This is a genomic window from Vitiosangium sp. GDMCC 1.1324, assembly GCF_003044305.1.
Lineage (GTDB): Bacteria > Myxococcota > Myxococcia > Myxococcales > Myxococcaceae > Archangium.
Map to the genome: position 1 here is coordinate 645077 of NZ_PZOX01000002.1, position 20428 is coordinate 665504.

Genomic DNA, 20428 nt, shown 5'->3' on the forward strand with positions numbered 1-20428 from the left:
TTCCCGGGAGCCTGGGCCGCGAACAGGAGCCACCCGGGGCGTCCTACGGATCGGCAGGAAGTGCCGGAACCGCCATCGGAACGCCAAGTGGCTGCAACGGCTGTCACTGTGGCAGGAGTTCGAGCCGGGTGTCAAAGAGCTCGAAGGACTCGAACCTCCGCCTGCTGATTAGAGCCGCAAGCCAATCTGCACGCCGGGCCAGTACTGCATCGTCGAGGTGTCGCTCATGCGATGCTCCCGCAACGGCAACGTGCTGAGCTTGTAGCGCTCCGCCTCGCTCCAGGCGAAGTAGACGTTGTACGTGGGCCCGCCGAAAAGGGCGAACCGGTCGAAGAGCTGCACCCCGAGCATCACGCGCGCCTGCGACAGCAGGTTGGTGCTACCCCCGAACGGGTCCCTCACAGGGTGCACCGTGCTGGCCGCCAGGTCCCCGTCCAGCCACAGGCGATCGCCCCACAGCGGCATGTGGAGCCCCAGCCCCAGGCCGAGGTTGAAGCGCTGCATCCGGTCGTCCGGCCCGATGCCTCCCAGCAGCGTCGTGTACATGTACTTGCCGCCAAACTTCACGCCGAAGTTCACGAGCTGGATGTCGCTCGACCAGAACTCCACGTGGAACTGCCCCTTCTTCTCGAAGGAGAGCAGTCCGATCGGCGCGCCCTTCACCTCCTCGGCGATGTTCACCAGGCCGAGCTGCACGCCCGACACCACTCCGGCCACGTTGACGAGGCCCATCTGCAGACCCGTCACGTCCCCGCCTATGTTCACCAGCGCCGCCTGAAGGCCCGTCACGCCGTTGGCGCGGTTGAGCCCCGACGAAAACTGCACGCCCCTCAGCGAGCCCCCCGCCACGTTCAGAGCCGCCGCGGCCTGAAGGCCCAGGAAGTCTCCCCGCGCCACGTTGAAGCCCGCGGATGACTGGAGGCCCTCGAAGCTCCCGCCCGCCACGTTCGCTCCCGCCGCGAGCTGCACGCCCCACACCGAGCCCGTCGCCACGTTCGCTCCCGCCGCCATCTGCCCCACCCGCACGTCCCCGCCCGCAACGTTCAGGCCCGCCGCCATCTGCATCCCCTCCATCCCCCCGCGCGTGACGTTCCCCGCCACCGACGCCAGCACCCCGCTCGCGCGCCCGCCCACCACGTTGATGCCCGTCGACAGCAGCACCCCGTGGGCCTCCTCGTCGTACCAGTTCGCCAACAGCGACGCCGCGACACCCCGCACCGCGGCACCGCCATTCGCCAGGCCCAACGCCAGCTGGTTCTCCACCCGCTGGCCGGGTGCCCGCAGCGCGTTGGTACTCAGCGGTGGAACCAGGCTCACCGCCACCGGCACCCGCGTGCGTCCCGCCCCGGCCTCCACCAGAGCCCTGGACGCCTCGACGCCCATCGCGGCCCCCGGAGCCGCCGCCGCGACCTCCGCCACCGGTGCATTCCCGCGCGACACGGTGGCCTCCAGTGCCACCGCCTGGAAGTTCGTCGGCGCCAGCGGCGTGCGCTGGCCCTCCACCAGTGAGAACGAGGCCTCCGAGGCCCCGCTGTCCAGCTCGCGCCGCACGTGGTAGCGCCCGGGCGCCAGTCCCAGCTCCGTGGGCCTCCCCGGCAGCTTCTGCAGCTCCACCACCAGCGTGCCCGCCTCGTCTCGCACGAAGAGCCGGCCCTCCAGCGCATCCGTGAGGTACAGCCCCGCCGACGTGGCCCGCAGGTCCGTCATCACCAGGTCGCCCGAGCCCGCCAGTTCGATGTCATACGCGGGGTGCTGCGCGCCGCCGCGCGTCTTCTCCGTGCGGGCCAGCGTCTCGTGGAAGGCGAACTGGTAGGCCTCGTTCAGCGTGACGCGCCCGTCCCGGGTCGCATCCGCCGCGCCGCGCAGGCCCGAGAGCAGGTGGTGGGTGAAGTACGAGCCGCCCAGCCGGTCACTCTCCTGCGAGGCCTCGTCCTCGCTCGAGGAGGTGAGGATGGCGTGGCCCCGCACCTTGTTGCCCGTGTCCACGAGGAAGGCGGGCCGCCGCGTGCCACCCTTCGCGCGCGCGAAGGCGCCCGAGGCGCAGCTGTCCAGCACGGCGATGCGCACGTCCGCGGGCAGGCTCTCCAGGGCGCGGCGCAGCTCGCCGTAGTCCAGCCGCTCGCCCTTGAGCAGCAGGCCCTCCTCGTCCGAATGCCCCGAGTAGTAGACGAGCACCTCCACGCGCGAGGCCCCGGACGCCCGCGCCGCCTCGGTGCGCGAGCGCAGCTCCCCGAGCGCCGCCAGCAGCTCCGCGCGCCCCGACTCCACCAGCAGGCGCCGATCCCCAGCCGCCACGCCGCCCAGCTCGCCCAGCACCTTGTCGAAGGACTTCGCGTCCGACACGGCGTAGCGCAGGCGCACGCGCTCGGGTCCACCGTCGTTGACGCCCACCAGCAGCGCGAGCCGCCGCACCGTGCCCGTCTCCGCGGCGGCGGGAGTGGCGAGCAGGAGGCTCAGGAGGACGAAGGCTCTCGAAACGCTCATGGCGAGGTCTTCTCCAGCAAAAAGGAGGTCTGCGTGTATCGCGAAGGCAGGGGCAGGGGCGAGTTCCGCGCCTCGGGATGCCCCGCGAGCGACCGGGCGGCGGCGAGCACCTCGTCCAGGGCGAAGGGAGTCTCGGCGGTGACGAGGAAGAAGCGCTCGAAGCCGGGGGCGTCGTCCAGGGCGTAGGCGCCGGGCAGCGCGTGGGTGCCCGAGGGCGCGAGCGGCACCGAGGTGGCGCCGGACTCGGGGGCGTGCAGGGTGAGGGTGCCTCGCCCGTCCACGGAGAGGATGACCCCCTGGGCCCGGCCCGCGGCCACATAGGCCAGCTGCACCACGTCCCCGGGGGCCGCGCGTGTCCCCTCCGCGAGCGGCTCGGCGGCATCCTGGTGCTGGCGGTAGAGGGTGAGCCGGGGCTCCAGGCCCTTGATGCGCGTCAGCTCCGTCTCCGGGCCCACCGGGGCGGGGACCTGGGGCCGCACGAGGACGACGAGCGCCGCGGCCGCGAGCGCCGGCACGAGGGTGAGGACGGGAAGAAAGCCCCGGGCCGGGAGCATCCCCCGGGCTCGCGAAACCCGGGCCCGCGAGCCCACCCGGTGGGCCACCTCGGCGGGAGGGTGCCGGGCCAGGCAGGCGGCGGTGTCGGCCTCGAGCGCGGAGAGCCTCGCGGCGCCGTCCGGCTCCTGGAGGAGGCGGGCACGCGCGGCGGCGAGCTCCTCGGGGGGCAGCTCACCCAGGGCGATCCGTTCGAGCAGCCAGTCGGGAGTGCGAGTGGGGGGACGCATGATGCCTCCTGCGAGGAAGGGAACACCGGCCCCCTGCCGGACTGTCACCCGCCTTCTTCCATCCGCTCTCTTTTTCTCACCGTACCCTCCTGCCCGGACTCCGGGTGAGCCGGCGGGGCACCTCCGCTCACCTGGTGTTGTGGGGTTGTGGACTTCACGAGGAGTCCCAAGGCTTCTGCCTTCAAGGAAAGAACCGAGGCAAGAACCGACCCCAGCAGGTGCGGGGACTGGAGGTCGGCGCGGATGCCTACCTCACCGAGCCCTTCGAGAGCGAGGGGCTCATCGCCACGGTGCGCTCGCTGCTGCGCATGTGGCGCGCGGAGCAGGAGCTGCGCCGGCGCACGGAGCTCCTGACGAAAGCGGACCGGCGCAAGGACCTGTTCCTGGCCATGCTCGCGCACGAGCTGCGCAACCCCCTGGCCGCCATCACCACCGTCGCGGGCATCCTTGAGCGCCGGATGCCGGCGGACCCCAAGGACTAGCGGATGCGCTCCATCATCCAGCGCCAGACGAACCACCTGGCGCGGCAGGTGGACGACCTGCTGGACGTGCGCCGGCTGACGCGCGGCAAGGTGGAGCTGTGTCAGACGCGGATGGACCTGAGGGGGTGCTGGAGCAGGTGCTGACGACGTTCCGCCCGCTGGCGGAGGGCCGCCACCTGGAGCTGGAGTCGCACCTGCCAGCGGAGCCACTGTGGATGGAGGCGGACAAGACGCGGCTGGAGCAGGTCTTCACCAACCTGCTGGACAACGCGACGAAGTATACGGACGCGGGCGGCACCATCTCCGTGTGGGCGGAGCTCTCTCAAAAGGAATCTGCACCTGGTGAAGCCGGTGGCTCCCGACGAGCTGAACCGTCTGCTCTCGGAGCTGTAGTCGTCCGGACAACCGCTCCGCCCATTGGGTGACGAGTCGCGAATTCCCCGTTCAACCCCCTTCGCACCGCGACGCGCCATAGGCACATTGGGGCCATCAGGACGAGGCCAACTGCGGTTCTGACCCACCGTCCCGGGCGCGAATCCGGGACTGTGGGATGGGGAGAGTTACGCGATCAGCACGGGGGTGTGGTCGTGAAGGCGATGAGCGTCTGTCTGGCGGTCGTAGCGGGCATTCTCACGAGTGCCCCGGTGGCGGTGGTGACGTCGCCATCCACCGAGCAGGCCCGGCTGGGAGCGGGCTGCGAGCCGGGCTCGAGGGACTGCGGAACCGCGAACCGGCACCAGGACGAAACGGCCCCGCGCGTGTCGGCTCCGGACAGCCATCCCTGTGATTGGGTGGAGACGTGCCAATTGCCCTGCGGTCGCGAGGGCGGCGAGTGCTGCCACGCCGAGTGGGACTGTCCGCCGGACGCGACCCTGCCCCGGTGTTGCGCCTCCGGGCACTCGGGGGCTGGGATGTCCGGAACGTGGGCTCCTGAACATTCCTCCGGTTTGCCCTAGGCTTGGGGGAATGGCGTTCAGGTTCGGACGAAGGCGCAGCCTGCTGACGAAGTTCTACGTGGCACTCCTGATCGCCGTCCTCCCGCTCTTGCTGTTGCAACGGTGGTACGTGTTGCCGGCCATCCGGCGGCAGCTGCGCGAGGATCGGATCCACGCGATGCGCCAGCTGGTGGAGACGGGCCACGGCATCCTCCAGGCGTACGAGGCGCGGGTGCGCGCGGGCGAGCTGTCCCCCGAGGAGGCGCGCCGGGCGGCGGCGGCGCTGCTGGAGGGCCTGCGCTACTCGAACGCCGAGTACTACTGGATCAACGACCTGGACACGCGGCTGGTGATGCACCCCTTCCTCCCGGAGCGCCTCGGCGAGGACATGACGGAGTACCAGGACGTGGCGGGCAAGCGGGTGTTCGTGGACATCGCGGCGCTGGCACGCCAACAGGGAGAGGGCGCGGTGGAGTACCTGGCGACGCGCCCGCACGAGTCCCAGCCGATACCGAAGGTGTCCTACGTGAAGCTGTTCGCGCCGTGGGGGTGGGTGCTGGGAACGGGCGCGTACGTGGAGGACATCGAGCTGGAAGTGGCGGAGGTCGAGCAGCGGCTGTGGGTGGCGCTGCTCCTGGGCGTGGCGCTGGCGGGGCTCGCGGGGGTGTACTTCTCGCGGCGGGTGCTGGCGCCGGTGCGCTCCCTGGTGGACGCAGCGGAACGGGTGGCGCGGGGAGACCTGCACGTGGCGGTGGTGACGCCCTCGCACGACGAGGTGGGAGACCTGGGCCGGGCCTTCAACACCATGGTGGCGAACGTGCAGCGGATGCTGCGGGAGATGGGAGAGGTGTCGAGGGCGACGGAGACGGACGCGAGGCACATCCACCGCTCGACGGACGGATTGAGGCGGGCGGCGCAGGACCAGTCGCGCTCGCTGCAGAGCATGACGGACGCGGTAATGGGGATGACCCAGGAACTCGCGATGGGGGCGCACCAGGCGGAGCTGACGGCACAGACGGCGGAAGCGAACGAGCGTTCGGCGCGCGAGGGTGGCGCGATGGTGAGGGGGACTGGGGAGAAGATGAAGGAGATTGCCCGGGTGGTGGAGCGCTCGGCGCGGACGGTGGACCGGCTGACGGAGTGGAGCGCGGAGGTGGAGCGGGCGGTGGAGCTCATCTCGGACGTGGCGGACCAGACACGGGTGCTGGCGGTGAACACATCCATCGAGGCCATGCGCGCGGGAGAGCACGGAAAGGGCTTCGCGGTGGTGGCGCAGGAGGTGCGCACGCTGGCGGAGCAGGCGCGGGCGGCGGCGGCGCGAATCCGCACGCTGATGAAGGAAAGCCAGACGGAGACGGAGGCGGCGTCGGTGCAGATGCGCCAGGTCCGGGCACGGGTGAGCGAGGGACTGGCGCTCTCGGCGGAGACAGGAAAGGCGCTGGAACGGATTGTCTCGGGGGCGGAGGAGATCCAACGCAGGGTGAAGGACATGGCACGAGCACACGCCACGCAGGCGGAGACGGGCGAGGCCCTCACGCTGCGAATCCACGCCCTGTCGAACCAGGCGGTGGAGTCGGCGGTGGGAGTGGCTCAAATCATGAAGGCGGTGGAGGACCTGGAAGCACGTGCATGCCAGTTGCGAGAGCTGGTGACGTACTTCCACGAGGAGAAACCCGCTCAGTTGGGACGCGTGCAGGAGAGACCGCCCCCCGCGTAGTGCATTCAGTCCAGACCGGCATCCACCCAGAAAGAGGGACGGACCCGCCCACCGTCTCAAAGAAAATGCAGAAAAGACCGGCCCCTCCTCGCGAGAGGCTGAAAACCCCTCACGGCGAGTGGGGCAGGCTCAACCGGATGTTGAAGGTGTAGTCCACCTGGATGGGATGGCCCTCCAGCGTCACGGGTTGGTAGCGCGAGGCATACAGGGCATCCAGCACGGCCTGCTCCATGTGCGGCTGGGGCTTGATGATGCGGCACCGCTCGACCTTGCCCTCGGTGGTGATGACGCACTTGACGATCATCAGGCCCTCGACGCGGGCCGCGAGCGCCTCGCGGGTGTACTGGGGTTGCGGACCCGAAAGCTTCTTCGGGCGAGTCATTCCCGCGCTGAACGAGGGCACGCCCGTTCCCGTACCTCCCACCTGCCCACCGAGCGCCCCGCCAATCACACCACCCACCACGCCACCAATCTCACCGCCGGACACGCCGCCCTCCACCCCACCCTCCACGCCCCCCTCCACCTCCGTGCGAGGCTCCTCTTCCTCCGTGTCCGTTGGAGCAAGCTTCATCTCGGACGGCTTCTCCTGGGGGAACTGCCTGGGCTGGGCGATGACGTCTGGCTTCTTCGCCACCGGCTTCCGGGTGGGCGTCTTCTTGTGCGCCGGGGGCGGAGGCGGGGCGGCCATGGGCGGCCCGCGGGTCTCCAGAAGCGTCACCCTCAATGCCTTCTCCTCCTGGGGGGAACGCGAGGAGAACCAGACAACGAGGACGAGCACCCCGGCGTGCAGGACGATCGAAATCAAGACGCCCAGGCCCATGCGAGACCTGGGACCTTGTCCGCGGTCAAGGACAGACTCGAACATACTCTTCATAGGATGGAGGCCAGCGAGTCCCGCTGTGAGCCCGGCGAGAAGTGCATGCAGGGGAAACACCCGGCGCACACGGCGCCAGGCTGTCTCCCCGCTGCCCCCTACCTGCTCTTCGAGGCCGTGAGCGCCTTCGGCACCGTGAGCCGCCATTCGCTCGTACTTCCGCTGGTGAGGCATTTGCGCTTCTGGTGGAAGTAGAGCACGCGCTCCTCGCAGGTCAGCTCCCGCCCGGCGTTCCAGTGCGAGAGCTGGTCCTTGATGGGCTCCCACAGCTGGTGCATCCAGATGCGGATCGTGCCGTTCCCATCGGCGGTGAAGAGGTGAGAGCCATCGGTGCTGAGACGGGCTCCCTGGAGCAGGCTGGCCTCCCCGAAGGGCCTCGAGAGGAGCTGCCCGGAGGCCGCATCCCAGAGGCATGGGGTGTCATCCGAGTGGGTGGTGATGATGTGCGTGCCGTCGGCGAACAGCGCACGCAACACCAGACCGGAGTGTCCCGAGAGGGTGACGAGCAGCCTGCCCGAGGTCGCGTCCCAGACGCGCGCCGTGCCGTCCTGACTGGCGGTGACGACACGCGTGCCGTCGGGGCTGAAGTCCGCATCCGACACCAGGCCGGTGTGTCCCGAGAGAGTGACGAGCAGCCTGCCCGAGGTCGCGTCCCAGACGCGCGCCGTGCCGTCCATGTGGGCGGTGGCGACGCGCGCTCCGTCGGGGCTGAACCGGGCGTTCCATACCTCTCCCGCGAGCCCCGAGAGGGTGACGAGCCGCCTGCCCGTGGCCGCGTCCCAGACGCGCGCCGTGCCATCCAGGCTGGCGGTGACGATGCGCGCTCCGTCGGGGCTGAACCGGGCATTCCACACCGCCTGGGTGTGCCCCAAGAGGGTGGCGAGGAGCCTGCCCGAGGCGACGTCCCAGAGGCGCACCGTGTCATCATGGCTGGTGGTGACGACGCGCGTCCCGTCGGGACTGAAGGTCACGCTCAACACGGGGCCGGTATGCCCCGAGAGGGAGACGAGGAGCCTACCCGAGGCCGTATCCCAGATGCGTGCCGTGCCATCGTCGCTGGCGGTGACGGCGCGCGCGCTATGGGAGTCGAAGTCCACCACCGTGCCAGGCAGGGTGGTGGATACCTTTCCCGAGGCATTCCAGAGGCGTGCCGTGCCGTCGAAGCTGTAGGTCACGACGGACATGCCATCGGGGCTGAAGGAGGCGCCCTGCACCGCGTCGGTGTGCCCCGAGAAGATGGTGAGCAGCTGTCCGGACGCCACATCCCAGAGGCGCGCCGTCCCATCCTTGCTGGCGGTGACGACGCGCGCTCCATCGGGGCGGAAAGCCGCCTTCACCACGGGACCCGTGTGCCCCACCAAGGTCGCGAGGTGCTCGCCGGAGACCGCGTCCCACAGGCGCGCCGTGCCGTCCTGGCTGGCGGTGAGGATGCGCGTGCCGTCGGGGCTGAAGGAGGCGCCCTGCACCGCGCCGGTGTGTCCCAAGAGGGTGGCGAGGAGCCTGCCGGAGGCCGCGTCCCACAGGCGCGCCGTGCTGTCCTGACCGGCGGTGACGACGCGTGTGCCCTCGGGGTTGAACCGGGCATCGAGCACCGCGCCCCTGTGTCCCGAGAGGGTGACGAGGACGTGGCCGGAGCGCGCATCGCGGATGCGCACCGTGCCATCCCTGCTGGCGGTGATGGCGCGAATGCCGTCAGGGCTGAACATGGCGAACCCCACCTGCTCGGGACTCCTCGCGAGAAGGAGGAGGGGCCTGCCGGAGGCCGCATCCCAGGTGCGCACCGTGCCGTCACGGCTCAGGGTGATGACGCGCGTGCCGTCGGGGCTGAACCGGGCATCCCAGACAACATCGGTGTGCCCCGAGAGAGTAACGAGGAGTCTGCCAGAGGCCGCGTCCCAAATGCGCGCCGTGCCATCCTGGCTGGCGGTGACGACGCGTGAGCCCTCGGTGTCGAAGCGGACACTCCCCACCGCGCCGGTGTGTCCCCTCAAGGTGACCAGGGGCCTGCCCGAGGCCGCGTCCCAGATGCGCGCCGTGCCATCGCTACCGGCCGCGAGGATGCGCGAACCATCGGGATGGAACATGGCCTGGCTGAAGAGCTTGGTGGTGTCTCGCACGACCAGCAGGGCCGGCTCGAGTTGCCACGCGGACAACGCACTCGCCACGTGCTCCGTCGGTGCGATGCGGTAGGCCTGCTGGATGAGGAGGAGGCTGCGCTGTGGATCCTCCTTGAGCCCGAGCAAGGCATTGGCCGTCAGCGCTCGCGACAGGGCCATGTCCCGCTCCTGCCGCGCCTTCGCCCAGAAGGCGAGCACGCCGGCCGAGCCCGCCAGGAGCACCAGCACCAGGACGCGCAGCCGCTGCGTCGCCCTCCGGGCCACCCGCGCGCGTGCCGCCTCGGCCCGTCTCCCCGCCTCGGCCACCCGGGCGAGCTGCTGCGTGCGCTCGAGTTCCTCCTGATGACGGCGCTTCTCCGCGCGCTCCTCCTCGTCGCGCCGCGCCACGCTCGCATCCAGGAAGGCCCGCTCCCCATCGTTCAGGGGCCCGGGCTTCCCCAAGAAGCACTCCTCGGCTTCCAGCAGACGCGAGCCGGTGTACAGGTAGCTGGCGTCATGGTGGTGCTCCATCCACTCATGGGTGGCCTCCGTCAGCCGGCGGTGGATGCCCAGCACCCGGCGGTTCTCGTCCAGCCACCCGCGCAGGGTGGACCACGTCTGGATGAGGACCTCGTGCGCCACCTCCACGGTATCGCCGTGGACGACGATGAGCCGGGCCTCGGGCCCCGACAGCGCATGGAGGACATGCTCGACCTCGGTGGCGTCCACCCCGGGGAAGCTCAGCTCGTCGAGGAGGATGCGCCGCCGCGTATCCGGAGTGCCCTCGCCCAGCGCCGTCAGCCGCAGGAAGAGCCGCTTCGCGATCTCCCGCCGCGGGGGGCTCAGCTTCTCGTAGCAGCACTGCGCGCGCCGCTGGAGCGCTCCCGCCACGCCCCCACTCGCCTCGTAGGCGGCCAGGGTCAACCAGGCGCCACTGCGCGCCCGCCACAGCTCGTAGAGGGCGTGTTCGAGCAGGGGCAGCGAGCCGGGCTCCTGGGACACGTCCTTCAGGATGGCGCTCACCAGCCCCCGCTCCAGGAAGGCCCCCACCGCCTGCGCGGGCCGGAGGATGGCGTCCCGGAGGGCCTCCGGGCCCATGTTCCCCAGCAACACCTCGCGGTCCTGCAGCAGCGCCCGCAGCGTGGGGATGCGCAGGCAGCGCTCGAAGAAGTCCGCGCGCAGGGTGACGATGACCCGGATGGCGCCGCCTCCCCACTCGACGGCGTCCCGTACGTTGGCGAGGAAGTCCGTCGCCGATGGCGAGAGGTTTCCATCCGGGGCATAGGTGAAGAGCTCCTCGAGCTGATCCACCACGAGGAGGAAGGTGCCCGGTCGTTCGGCCGTCAGGGTCGACACCGCCGTCCGGAAGGCCTGTCTGTCCGAGGCGAGCCGCTCGTGGAGCGCCTCGGCGGTGGCCAGGCGGGCCTCGGGAGACCCCAGCGTCGCGAGCTGGTCCGCGAGCGCCCGGAGGGGACGGTCTCCCGGGGTCATCGTCCGGACGTGCAGCGGTGCGTCGTCGCCCATTCCGGAGGACTCGAGGCGAGGGAGGACTCCGCCGAGCACCAGCGAGGACTTGCCCACCCCCGAGGCGCCCACCACCGCGAGGAAGGGGGCTTGGCGCAGCCTGGCGAGCACGGTCTCGATTTCCGGTTCGCGGCCACAGAAGAACCGGGCGTGCCGCTTGCCGAAGGGCAGCAGACCCCGGTAGGGGGCCGGCTCGTCCGGGAGCTGGAAGGTGTCGTGCTCGGGGGCCTGGCCCTTGATTCCCGCCACCAGCCGCGCGAAGGCGGCGGCATCATCCAGCCCCGCCCGGAAGTCCACCCAGGTGCGCTGGGCCAGGAAGCCCGTGACATCCTCGGCCTTCGCACCGGGGAGGAGCACGGGAAGGACGCGGTACTCGTCGCGAGTCCTCACCGCGTTCGCGAGCGCGACCCGCACCTCCTCGTTGCTCCAGGGCGCGACCCCCGAGGGACCGAAGAAGACGGCCACCGCCTGGCTTTTCGCCAGTGCCTCCTCCAGGCGGGGCTGCCACAGGGTTCCTGGCACCAGCTGCCACTTGTCCAGGAAAGGCCGCAGCCCGGCCTCGGATTTCAGACGCCCGGCGAGGGCCTCGACAGAAGCCCTGTCTCGGCTGCTATAGGAAAGGAATACATCGAACATCCCCCACCCGCGCTACACAACTCCAACCGTGTCAGAGTGGCCGTCCGGCCGATGTGATCGCCGTCCGGCTCAGGGCGCCTGCGAAGGGATGGACCGCTGGGCTGCATCGTTCCCCGCATCCATACGGCGAATCGTGAAGTCAAATCCTCTCCTGGCCAGCAGCCCCGCTACCAGGCCCTGTACTACCAATACCGCCGCTGCGCGAAGCACCTGCTGCGGAGGCGGCGGATGGAAGGGAGGAGGCGGCGGTGGCCAAGGAGGAATCGGCCCTTCCGGGCCGGGGTCGAATACTGGCCCCCATCCCCCCCCGCGCAACCTCGACGCTTGAAGGACCGACCTCAAGCCCCGGGTCTCCGACTTCGACTTCCGCTTCTCGAGGAGTGATGCCAGGAGGCCGACGAGCGCCTCGCTGATGAGCCCCCCTATGAGCCAAGGGGCCGCGCTCCCGCCTTTTCGCGAGCCCAGGTCGAGAGAGAAATGGGTGAGTACCTGCATGGCTCATCTCCTGTGAGATTTCGCCTTGAAGGTGTCTACGGGCCGCATCCTCTTTCAAGAGAGGAAAAGGGAAATGGCGCGCTGGCTCTTGTTCTCCCGGGTGGGCAGAGGGCTGCTATGGCGCGGGGGCGCTCCGCAAGGACGGTGGGCGCTGCGCCGGGACGCAGCGCAGCAGGCTGGGATCGCAGGTGACGGCGAAGCTGCGGGGGATGCTCGCGGATTGCTGGCAGAGGTTGTCGTCTGGCTCTTGGGGTGAGTCCCTGCTCGCACAGGGGATGTTCCCGGGCATCATCGCCCAGGCCTCGTACCGGGCGGTGCACCCATCCGCCGTGTACTCCAGGTCCGCGATCAATTGCGTCCCCGGCACCTCCGGCAGCACCACGAGCCGGACGTTGCTCCAATGATAGACGGCATCGGCGGGAAGCAACTGCTTCGGGTCCTTCGGCACGTGCTTCTCCGCGACCGAGAGGGAGGAGACGGTACAGAAGCCGTCCGCATCCGCCTGCGTCGGCAGCGCGCCGAGCGCGTACGGCGGGTGGGAGGGATCCCGCTCATCCGTGGGATCCATGGCATTGAGCGTCCGGGGTTTGAGGGCGAGGAGTGGCTCTCCCGAGGGCTGGGGATACCTCTGGATGCCGAGCGGCTCACCCGGGAGCCCGGGGCAGGTGTTCGTACCCACGGGTTTGTAGGTGACCACCCACTCGAGGCCCTGGATGGGGCAGTCCAGGGAGGGCTGCCGTGTGTCACAGGACGCGACGAGGGCGGCGGCCGTCATCGAACCCAGCAGGTGTCGGCGCATGCGCGCTCTTCTCCTGTCAGCCCCTCGTCCCGCTAGAAGGACAGCCGGGCGGCGAATCGGAAGGAGCGTGGCAATTGGTAGGTGATGGGCTTGCCAAAATTCTTGTTGAGTGCTTCAGGCCCGAGCGGCTCGCCATTCGGGCGCCGCAGCTCCGGCAGATCCTCGGGCGTCCCGTTCTGGATGGGGACGACCACCACGAACGTGTACTCCTGGTCGTAGGCGGTGGCCGCCTGGAAGTTGAAGAGGTTGAACACGTCCACACCGACCGAGGCGGTCAGGTTCTTCGTCAGCTTGTAGGTGACGGCCAGGCGGGTATCGATGCGGTGAGCCCAGGGCAGGCGTCCGGCGGAGCCGCGTGGAAGGATGAAGAGCTCGCGCCGACCATACACCTCGTCCGCCCCCAGATAGTTATAGGGCGTCCCCGAGGCGCCGACATAGGAGAGGCCGAGCTGGAGGCTCAGGTCCGGTTCGAGCACGAGCTCCCAGGCGGCAAACGTTCGAATCAGGTGCGTGCGATCCGCGGGCAGCGGGCCCTCGCGGTTGATGGTCAGCGAAGGCACGTCGAAGTCGGTGGTGTGGTTCGGACTTAGCCGACCGGTCTCGCTGCGGAACAGGCCCTCGTAGTTGCCGCGCAGGGAGGAGAGCGTGTAGCTCACCTGGAGCAGCCAGTGCTCGGCGAAGGTCCGCTGGAGGAAGACGGTTCCCGCGTCGTAGGTCCGCGTGGCCTTCGGGAAATCCTGCCCCAGGCCATATCCCGGATTGCCGATGAAGAACGTCCTCGCCCCGTCCCGGCTCATGTCCTCTACGACCTGGTGGAGGGAGCGCCGCGTATAGGTGAGGCCGAGGCGGAGGTGGGCGAAGAGCTCGTACTCCCCACCAACCACCCACTCATCGGTGGATTGAGGCTGGAGGTCCGGGTCCACGAGGCGGCTGCTCCCCCCCATCACCCGCCACATCCGGCTGGGATCGAGGGGGGACGTCACTTCCTGGTAGGGCAGCCGCGCACGGTCCGAGGAGCACGCCTCCCGTTGCTGGGGATCCAACGGATGGCAGACCTCGGCGCTCTTGCGCGAGAGCACCTGGGGCTGGCTCGGGAAGGCGGTGTCGATGAGGTCCAGCGGGATGTTCTCGAAATAGCGCGCGTAGTTGGCGAAGAACCGGGCCCGGCCGGAGCGGGTGGGGTCGACGATGAAGCCCAGCCGGGGTGACCACTGGTGGGCGAGCACCAGCGCGAGTTGCTCCCCCCCCCACATCCACTGGGTGTCGTAACGCAGGCCCAGGTTGAAGGTGACGAGGTCGTGCACGTTCCAGCTGTCCTGAACGAAGGCGCCGAGGGATTGGGAGCTGGAGAGGGAGCGATAGGAGTCGAGCAGGTTCGCCTGATCGGGGCCGCTCAGGTAGCCGAACTGGGAGGCGTCCTCGAAGTAGTCACCTGCCGCCGACTCGCGCATCAGGCTACCGCCGCTCACGGCCCGGAGGTGGTCGTAGCGCATCCACTCGGCGTCCAGGCCCGTCTTGAGCACGTGCGGGCCCGCGGCCCTCACCAGTAGCGTGCCGATGAGCCTCCCCTGGTACCGGTCCAGCTCACGCTCCTCCAGGACGCTCGGGCCGCCGGTGCGGTAGTCGAAGACCGGGCAGAGCCGCGCCGCCTGCTCCGGAGTCGCGCCACAGACGGACGGGTCCGGCAGCGGCTCGAAATCAAGGAGGGAGTGCGCGTACGGCCTCGTCCGTTGCCAGCTGACATGGGAGATGTCCGACAGCCCTTCCCTGCTGCCCGCCCGCGTGCCATCCGAGGCCCGCACGGCGCTGCCCTGGTGGTGCCAACCCAGCGTGGCGTCCAGGAGCAGGTGTTTGTCGAAGAACGAGGAGGAGCCCTTGAGCCCCAGGTCCAGACCGTTCCTGGGGCGCTGGGTGCTCAGGGCCTCGGGCGCGCCCTGGATGACCACCACTTCCGGAGAACCGATGTCCGTGAGCAGGGAGAAGCGCCCCGGGCCGCCCGAGGTGCTGGGAGTGCCCACCACCGAGAGCACCACGGTGTGGTTCTGGCTCACCTGGTACGTGAGCTTGCCGATGTATTGGAGGCTGCGTTGATCCGCGAAGAAGTGCTGCTGCGTCCCCTCGATGCGCTGCGTCTGGATGAAGCCGTCCTCGTCCACCACCGGTCTCCCGCTCTCGTCGAGCACCCGCACGTGGAGGTTGCGTTCGAGCTGGTACCGGGTGAACGCGGGCGCGATGCCCATGTAGAACCAGAGCTTGTCCCGCAGGAGGGGACCTCCCAACTCGGCGCCGAAGTCCCCCAGGTTCCACAGGTCGCTCCGGCCGGAGATGGTGCCCACCTGCGCCTGGATCTCCTTGCCCTGGGCGGCGAGCGCCCCCGGCGCGAAGTTGCCGAAGACCGAGCCGTGCAATTCATTGGAGCCGGACTTCGTCACCACCTCGACCACGCCTCCCGTGGTGCGGCCGTACTCGGGCAGGTAGCCGCTGGTGAGGACATTCACTTCCTGGACGAACTCGACGCTCAGCGGTGTGCCGTTGACCCCGGTGCTGGGATCGTTCACCGAGACGCCATCGATGAGGTACTGGTTCTCCGGGGAGGTGGCACCGTTGAGGGAGGTGCCGTAGAAGTCCCTGCGCGCACCGGGCGCCAGCTCCACCAATGACTCGAAGGAGCGCTCCGCGGCGTTCTTGCCGCCGGGCGCGATGACGACGACGTCGCGGATGAGCTCCTCGTCGATGTTCAGTCCGGTGGTGGTGGAGCCCACGTCGATGGTGGGGGGGTGCCCCACTACGACAATCTCCTCGGTCAAGGCCGACTCGGGGAGCAGCTCCACGTTCACCCGCACCGCATAGCCCTGCCGGAGGGTGATTCCGTCGCGCGAGAAGGGCCGGTACGCCTCCTTGTCGAACGTCAGCGTGTACACACCAGAGGGCAGCTGCGGGATGCGGTACTGGCCGGCTTCGTCGGTGACGGCCACCTTCTCCCCTTGGAGATTGGGGGAACGGGCAGTCACCACCACGTCCGGGACCGGCTGCTTCGTCGAGGCGTCGATGATGGTGCCGAACAGCACCGAAGCGCCCTGGGCCAGGGCCACGCTTCCCATCAGACAGGAGACCAGCACCAGGCTCCGCGAAACAACAGTGACGGCCTGATGGGAACCGTGCATGGGCTCTTCCTCCCCTGGGGAGAGGTTCGTGACGGAAGAGCCTCAGTAAGCGCCATTCAGGGCCCGGGCATCCATCGCCCCCACGGCAGACCGGGAGGTTGACCCGCCGACGTCCTGCTCCCGCCTCAACCCGGTGTGCCGTGACTGGCCGTGAGCGAACGCCGGTCCACCTTGCCAGCACTGGTGCGCACCAGGGCCTCGAGGAACCGCACGGAGCGCGGCTGCTTGTAGCGGGCGAGCCGGCCCTGGCAGAACTCGAGCAGCTTCGCCTCGGTGAGGTCCGCGCCGGGGCGGCCCACCACGAGGGCCCGGGGCACCTCGCCCCACTTGGGGTCCGGCACGCCAATCACACACACCTCGGCGACCTCGGGGTGCGCGGCGAGCACGTTCTCCACCTCGGAAGGGTAGATGTTCTCTCCGCCGGAGATGATGAGGTCCTTGCTGCGGCCGACGATGGTGAAGTACCCCTCCGCGTCGCGCCGGGCGAGGTCTCCGGTGTGGAGCCAGCCGCCCGCGAAGGTCTTCGCCGTCTCCTCGGGGCGGCGCCAGTAGCCGGCGCACAGGTGGGGCCCGCGCAGCAGCAGCTCGCCCTCCTCGACATCACCCTCGATGCGGGCCTCCACGTGGAACAGGGGCACGCCGACACACCCGGGCTTGCGGCGGGCGTCCTCGGGGGGAAGCCAGAAGTTGTTGGGCCCGGCCTCGGTAAGGCCATAGCCCGTCTTGAAGTCCACGCCGCGAGCGAAGAAGCGCTCGAAGACGGGCTGGGGACACGGGGCACCGCCGCTGATGAGGAGCTTGAGGCGGGAGAAGTCCACCGAGTCGAAGCGCGGGTGGCGCTGCATCTCGATGAACATGGTGGGCACGCCGAAGAAGAGGTTGATGGCGCCGCGGTGGATGAGGTCGAAGACCTGATCGATGGAGAAGGAGCGGGCGACAACGCTGGTGCCGCCCACGTAGACCAGCGGCAGGGTGAAGACGTTGAGGCCTCCGGTGTGGAACAGGGGCGCGTTGAGGAGCGCGGTGTCGTCGGCGGTGAGGCCCCAGCTCACGACGGTGTTGGCGGCGTTCGCGGTGATGGAGCGGTGCGTGAGGATGGCGGCCTTGGGGATGCCGGTGCTGCCTCCGGTGTAGCAGAGCACCCACGGGTCCTCGGGCTCGACATCCACGGGGGGCAGCGGCGCGTCCGAGAGGGAATCCCGGTGGCTGAACGGAATGTCCCCAGGCTCATGAGTGGACGAGTCCTCCAGGTGGACGAAGTGCCGCACCGCGCGAGCGAGCGGGCGGACGGCCTGGACCTGGGACTGGAAGTCGGAGCCATGGACGAGGACGGCGGGCTCGGCGTCGGCAAGGAGGGCGGAGAGCTCGGTGGGGCTCAGGCGCCAGTTGAGGGGCTGGAGGATGGCTCCGAGCTTGCCGCAGGCGAAGACCAGGTCGAGGAACTCGGTGCAGTTCATCGCGAGCACGGCGACGCGGTCACCGCGGCGGACTCCGAGGACATCCCGCAACAACCGGGCAGTGCGATTGGCGGAGGCGTTCCACTCGCGCCAGGAGACGCGGCGGTCACCGCGGAGGGAGTCGATGAGGGCGGTGCGCTCGGGAGCAAGCGCGGCCCTGCGGGCAAGCCAGTCGTGGACGATGGGCATGGACGAGGACCATCATAATGCGGACCTCGTCAGCCGGCGCAGACCATCCGTGAATCGCGCTCGTCCTGGTCCACCTGACGCAGGGTGAACGTGAAGGTCGTTCCCGATTCCTCCGACGAGAACACCTCGATCGTCCCGCCATGGGCCCTGGCGATCTCCGACACGATGTACAGCCCGAGCCCCAGTCCGGTGCGCGGATGGCCGGTGGGCCCACGCCGATAGGGGCGGAAGAGAAGCGGAATCGTCTCGGGAGGGATCGGCTCGCCGCGGTTGGTCACGGACAGCACCAGACGGGCCTCCGTGCACCGGAGCGACACCTCCACTGGCGTCCCGGCAGCCCCATGCTCGAGCGCATTCGCCAGTAGGTTCGACAGCAGCTGTCCGATGCGCTCGCGGTCACAGCGGACCCCCGTGCACTCGTCGGTGGAGAACCGGATGACACGCTCGGGGTGCGCGCTCTCCAGCTCCGAGACGATGTGCCGGAGCGAGACCGCCAGGTCGTCGACTCTCGAGACCGATAGAGCGATGCCCCCTCCCAGCTTCGCCCGGGCGAAATCCATGACGCCGTCGACGAGCCTCGACATCCGCCGGCTGCTCTCGCGGATCCGCCGGACGATCTTGAGCTCCCGCTCGGGAAGCTGACTGCGCGTCAACATCTCCGCGCCCATGATCACGGAAGAGAGCGGATTGCGGAGGTCATGGCCGAGCACGGCGATGAACTGTTCGCGCAGCTCAGCGGCCTCCTGTTCGCTCACCAACTGCTCGCGGGTCTTGTTCTGGCGTTCCTCCGCGTCGAGCTGAAGAGAGATGAGGTTGGCGAAGAGCTTCATCATCGCGACGGTCTTCGGCTCCTTGAGCTGCGTGGGCCGCGGATCCAACGCGCAGAGGTTCCCGAAGTACTCGCCGTTCTTCAAGAAGATCGGCACCGCGATGTAACTCTCGAAGCCGTAATGCTTCGGAGTCGGATGCGTGCAGTAATGCGGATCCTGGCTGGCGTGGTTGATGATGAGGGGCTTGAGGGAGTCGCGGACCACGCCGCACAACGTCGTCGCGACGTCGAGGTTGTCGCCGAGCTTCACGCCCATACCGAACTCATCGTGCACCGCACACGCGGTCCAGGTCTCCCGGGTGACACGCGCGATGACGGAGAAGCGCAGGCCCGTGGTCTCCGTCACGACACGAAGGATGGTGGGCACGGCCTCGAGCCGTGAAATCGCCTCTACGTCGGATTCGATTGACCGGACCATGTGAGCACAAACGGGGAGACATGACCGGAGACAGACCCATCACCCCTGCTTGGCTCAACGCGCGGACGTCAGCTGAAAGTCTCGTCCCGGCGGCGGTTCAGGGGGACGGGAGCACGAATGGTTGGACGCCTGACACAGCCCACCTTGCAGCTGGAAGAGACCGCGAGGTACTTCGTCGCCCTCCCTCTCCGAGAGCCTCGATGCGACTCCTCCCGCTCTGCCTCGCCCTGCTGCTCGCCACGGCCGCCACGGCCGCCTCCCCCACCCTCTCGCCCACTCGCTCGAGGGCTCTGGAGACGGAGCTGCTGCGAGCGGTGCGCGAGGTGGGTTTCGACCAGGTGCGCGACTGGAGACACAGGGGAGAGCGCATCCGGCACATGCCGAACGTGGACGTCGCGGTCATCGAACTGGACGCGGAGGGGCGGCCGGTGGCAGCGGCGAACGTGCTGGTGTCGAGAGACCATCCAAAGGGCCGGGCCGTCGCCATCGATGGGGAGACCCTGGGAGCACGAACGGTCCGCTTCACGAAGTGGGACCTGGACCGCTGGGATGACAAGAAGGGCTGGTCGGACGCACCAGCCGGGGACGACCTGGCGCCCGGGCGCGAGCAGGCGCCGCTGCGCTTCATGGCGCCCTACCCGGCGTCGCTGTTCAAGATTCTCATCGCGTACCGGGTGATGAAGCTGGTGGACCGGGGGGAGCTGACGCTGGACACGCCGTACCGCTTCCTACGGGACACGGTGGACAAGGGTGAGCGCCCGCTGCGGGGCTGGCTGGAGCCGATGATCGTCGAGTCGGACAACGGCTCGACGGAGGCGCTGGTGAAGCTGCTGCACGAGCGGGGAGCGATGGAGGGGCTGAACGCGGAGTACGCGGCGCTCGGACTGGAGACGCTGCAGGTGAACGGGACGTCGCCGGTGACGGGGAGGAACTGGCAGCCGGGGAGCATCCACATGACGGCGCTGGACACGGCGAAGCTGTTCCTGCTCATCAACGGAGGGCCCGGGGTGCTGTGGAGGACGCGGGAGGGCCGAGCGGTGACGGCGGCCGAGCTGTCGGAACCAGCGCGAGGCTTCCTGAAGAAGCTGCTGGCGGACCAGGGGTACGCGGAGGGACTGAGCTCGACGCTGGTGTGTGGAGACCCGAACGTGAGGCCCGGAATCCCCACGGCGGTGCCGGCGAGGTGGCTGGCGGCGGACGGGACGGCGACGGTGGGGACGACGGCATTCAAGCGGGACACGCGGCCGTGCAACGCGGCGGCGGAGGTGGAGTTCCTGCACAAGACGGGGCAGACGGAGAACTACGGGAGCGACGCGGGAATCGTGCGGACGCTGCCGGGGAAGGAGCCGAGGCACTACGTCATCGCGTTCCTGTCGAACCTGGGCTACCGCTACTACGACGAGGGAGTAGCGGGGACAGCGGACTTCGAGGACGAGGAGAACGGCTTTCCCGGGACGGTGACGGCGATCGGCTTCACGCAGAGCATCGCGGAGCTGGGCCGCCGGGTGGACGAGACCCTGAAGCAGCGGGGCCTCGTGAAGCGGTAG

General features: G+C 69.2%; 13 protein-coding genes. 5 read left to right on the top strand and 8 right to left on the bottom strand.

Features of this window, described 5'->3' with window-relative positions; genetic code table 11:
* Positions 1-168: 168 nt before the first annotated feature.
* Positions 169-2484: a caspase family protein gene (locus tag DAT35_RS61760; protein ID WP_108066127.1), complete on the bottom strand. Its 2316-nt coding sequence runs from the start codon at positions 2482-2484 to the stop codon at positions 169-171.
* On the bottom strand, positions 2481-3266 hold the full coding sequence (locus DAT35_RS07125) for an ActD-like protein (RefSeq protein ID WP_108066128.1): 786 nt from the start codon (positions 3264-3266) through the stop codon (positions 2481-2483). Before DAT35_RS07125 ends, DAT35_RS61760 begins: the two co-directional genes overlap by 4 nt.
* Positions 3267-3484: 218 nt before the next feature.
* Here DAT35_RS07125 and DAT35_RS60535 point away from each other — a divergent pair, with 218 nt between their 5' ends.
* The 4 genes from DAT35_RS60535 (at position 3485) to DAT35_RS07135 (ending at position 6400) form a co-directional block, all read left to right on the top strand.
* Positions 3485-3748 carry a histidine kinase dimerization/phospho-acceptor domain-containing protein gene (locus tag DAT35_RS60535; protein WP_233261331.1) on the top strand — a complete coding sequence of 88 codons (264 nt, stop codon included), beginning with the start codon at positions 3485-3487 and terminating at the stop codon, positions 3746-3748.
* 3 nt (positions 3749-3751) lie between these two features.
* Positions 3752-3892: a hypothetical protein gene (locus DAT35_RS60540; RefSeq protein ID WP_233261332.1), complete on the top strand. Its 141-nt coding sequence runs from the start codon at positions 3752-3754 to the stop codon at positions 3890-3892.
* Complete coding sequence (locus DAT35_RS60545; protein ID WP_233261333.1) at positions 3886-4173, top strand: hypothetical protein; 288 nt, start codon at positions 3886-3888, stop codon at positions 4171-4173. The genes DAT35_RS60540 and DAT35_RS60545 overlap by 7 nt, the downstream gene beginning before the upstream one ends.
* Before the next feature lie 541 nt (positions 4174-4714).
* Positions 4715-6400 (top strand): methyl-accepting chemotaxis protein, encoded by a 1686-nt coding sequence (locus DAT35_RS07135; RefSeq protein ID WP_108066129.1) that lies wholly within the window; start codon positions 4715-4717, stop codon positions 6398-6400.
* Positions 6401-6509: 109 nt separating this feature from the next.
* On the opposite strand, the gene DAT35_RS07140 is transcribed toward DAT35_RS07135, so the two are convergent.
* From DAT35_RS07140 to DAT35_RS07165, 6 genes are all read right to left on the bottom strand, one after another.
* Positions 6510-7265 carry an energy transducer TonB gene (locus tag DAT35_RS07140; RefSeq protein ID WP_108066130.1) on the bottom strand — a complete coding sequence of 252 codons (756 nt, stop codon included), beginning with the start codon at positions 7263-7265 and terminating at the stop codon, positions 6510-6512.
* Positions 7266-7372: 107 nt separating this feature from the next.
* On the bottom strand, positions 7373-11530 hold the full coding sequence (locus DAT35_RS07145) for a TIR domain-containing protein (protein WP_108066131.1): 4158 nt from the start codon (positions 11528-11530) through the stop codon (positions 7373-7375).
* Between the two features lie 610 nt (positions 11531-12140).
* Positions 12141-12824, bottom strand: a complete 684-nt coding sequence (locus DAT35_RS07150; RefSeq protein WP_108066132.1) for a hypothetical protein — start codon at positions 12822-12824, stop codon at positions 12141-12143.
* Between the two features lie 32 nt (positions 12825-12856).
* Positions 12857-15988: a TonB-dependent receptor gene (locus tag DAT35_RS07155; RefSeq protein ID WP_108066133.1), complete on the bottom strand. Its 3132-nt coding sequence runs from the start codon at positions 15986-15988 to the stop codon at positions 12857-12859.
* 125 nt (positions 15989-16113) lie between these two features.
* The gene (locus DAT35_RS07160) at positions 16114-17634 is read right to left on the bottom strand and encodes a long-chain fatty acid--CoA ligase (protein ID WP_108066134.1); all 1521 of its coding nucleotides are present in this window, start codon (positions 17632-17634) and stop codon (positions 16114-16116) included.
* A 29-nt stretch (positions 17635-17663) separates the two neighbouring features.
* Positions 17664-18881, bottom strand: a complete 1218-nt coding sequence (locus DAT35_RS07165; protein WP_108066135.1) for a GAF domain-containing sensor histidine kinase — start codon at positions 18879-18881, stop codon at positions 17664-17666.
* Positions 18882-19081: 200 nt separating this feature from the next.
* On the opposite strand from DAT35_RS07165, the gene DAT35_RS07170 reads away from it, so the two are divergent.
* A complete protein-coding gene (locus DAT35_RS07170) occupies positions 19082-20428 on the top strand; it encodes a serine hydrolase (RefSeq protein ID WP_233261334.1) in 1347 nt (448 codons plus the stop codon).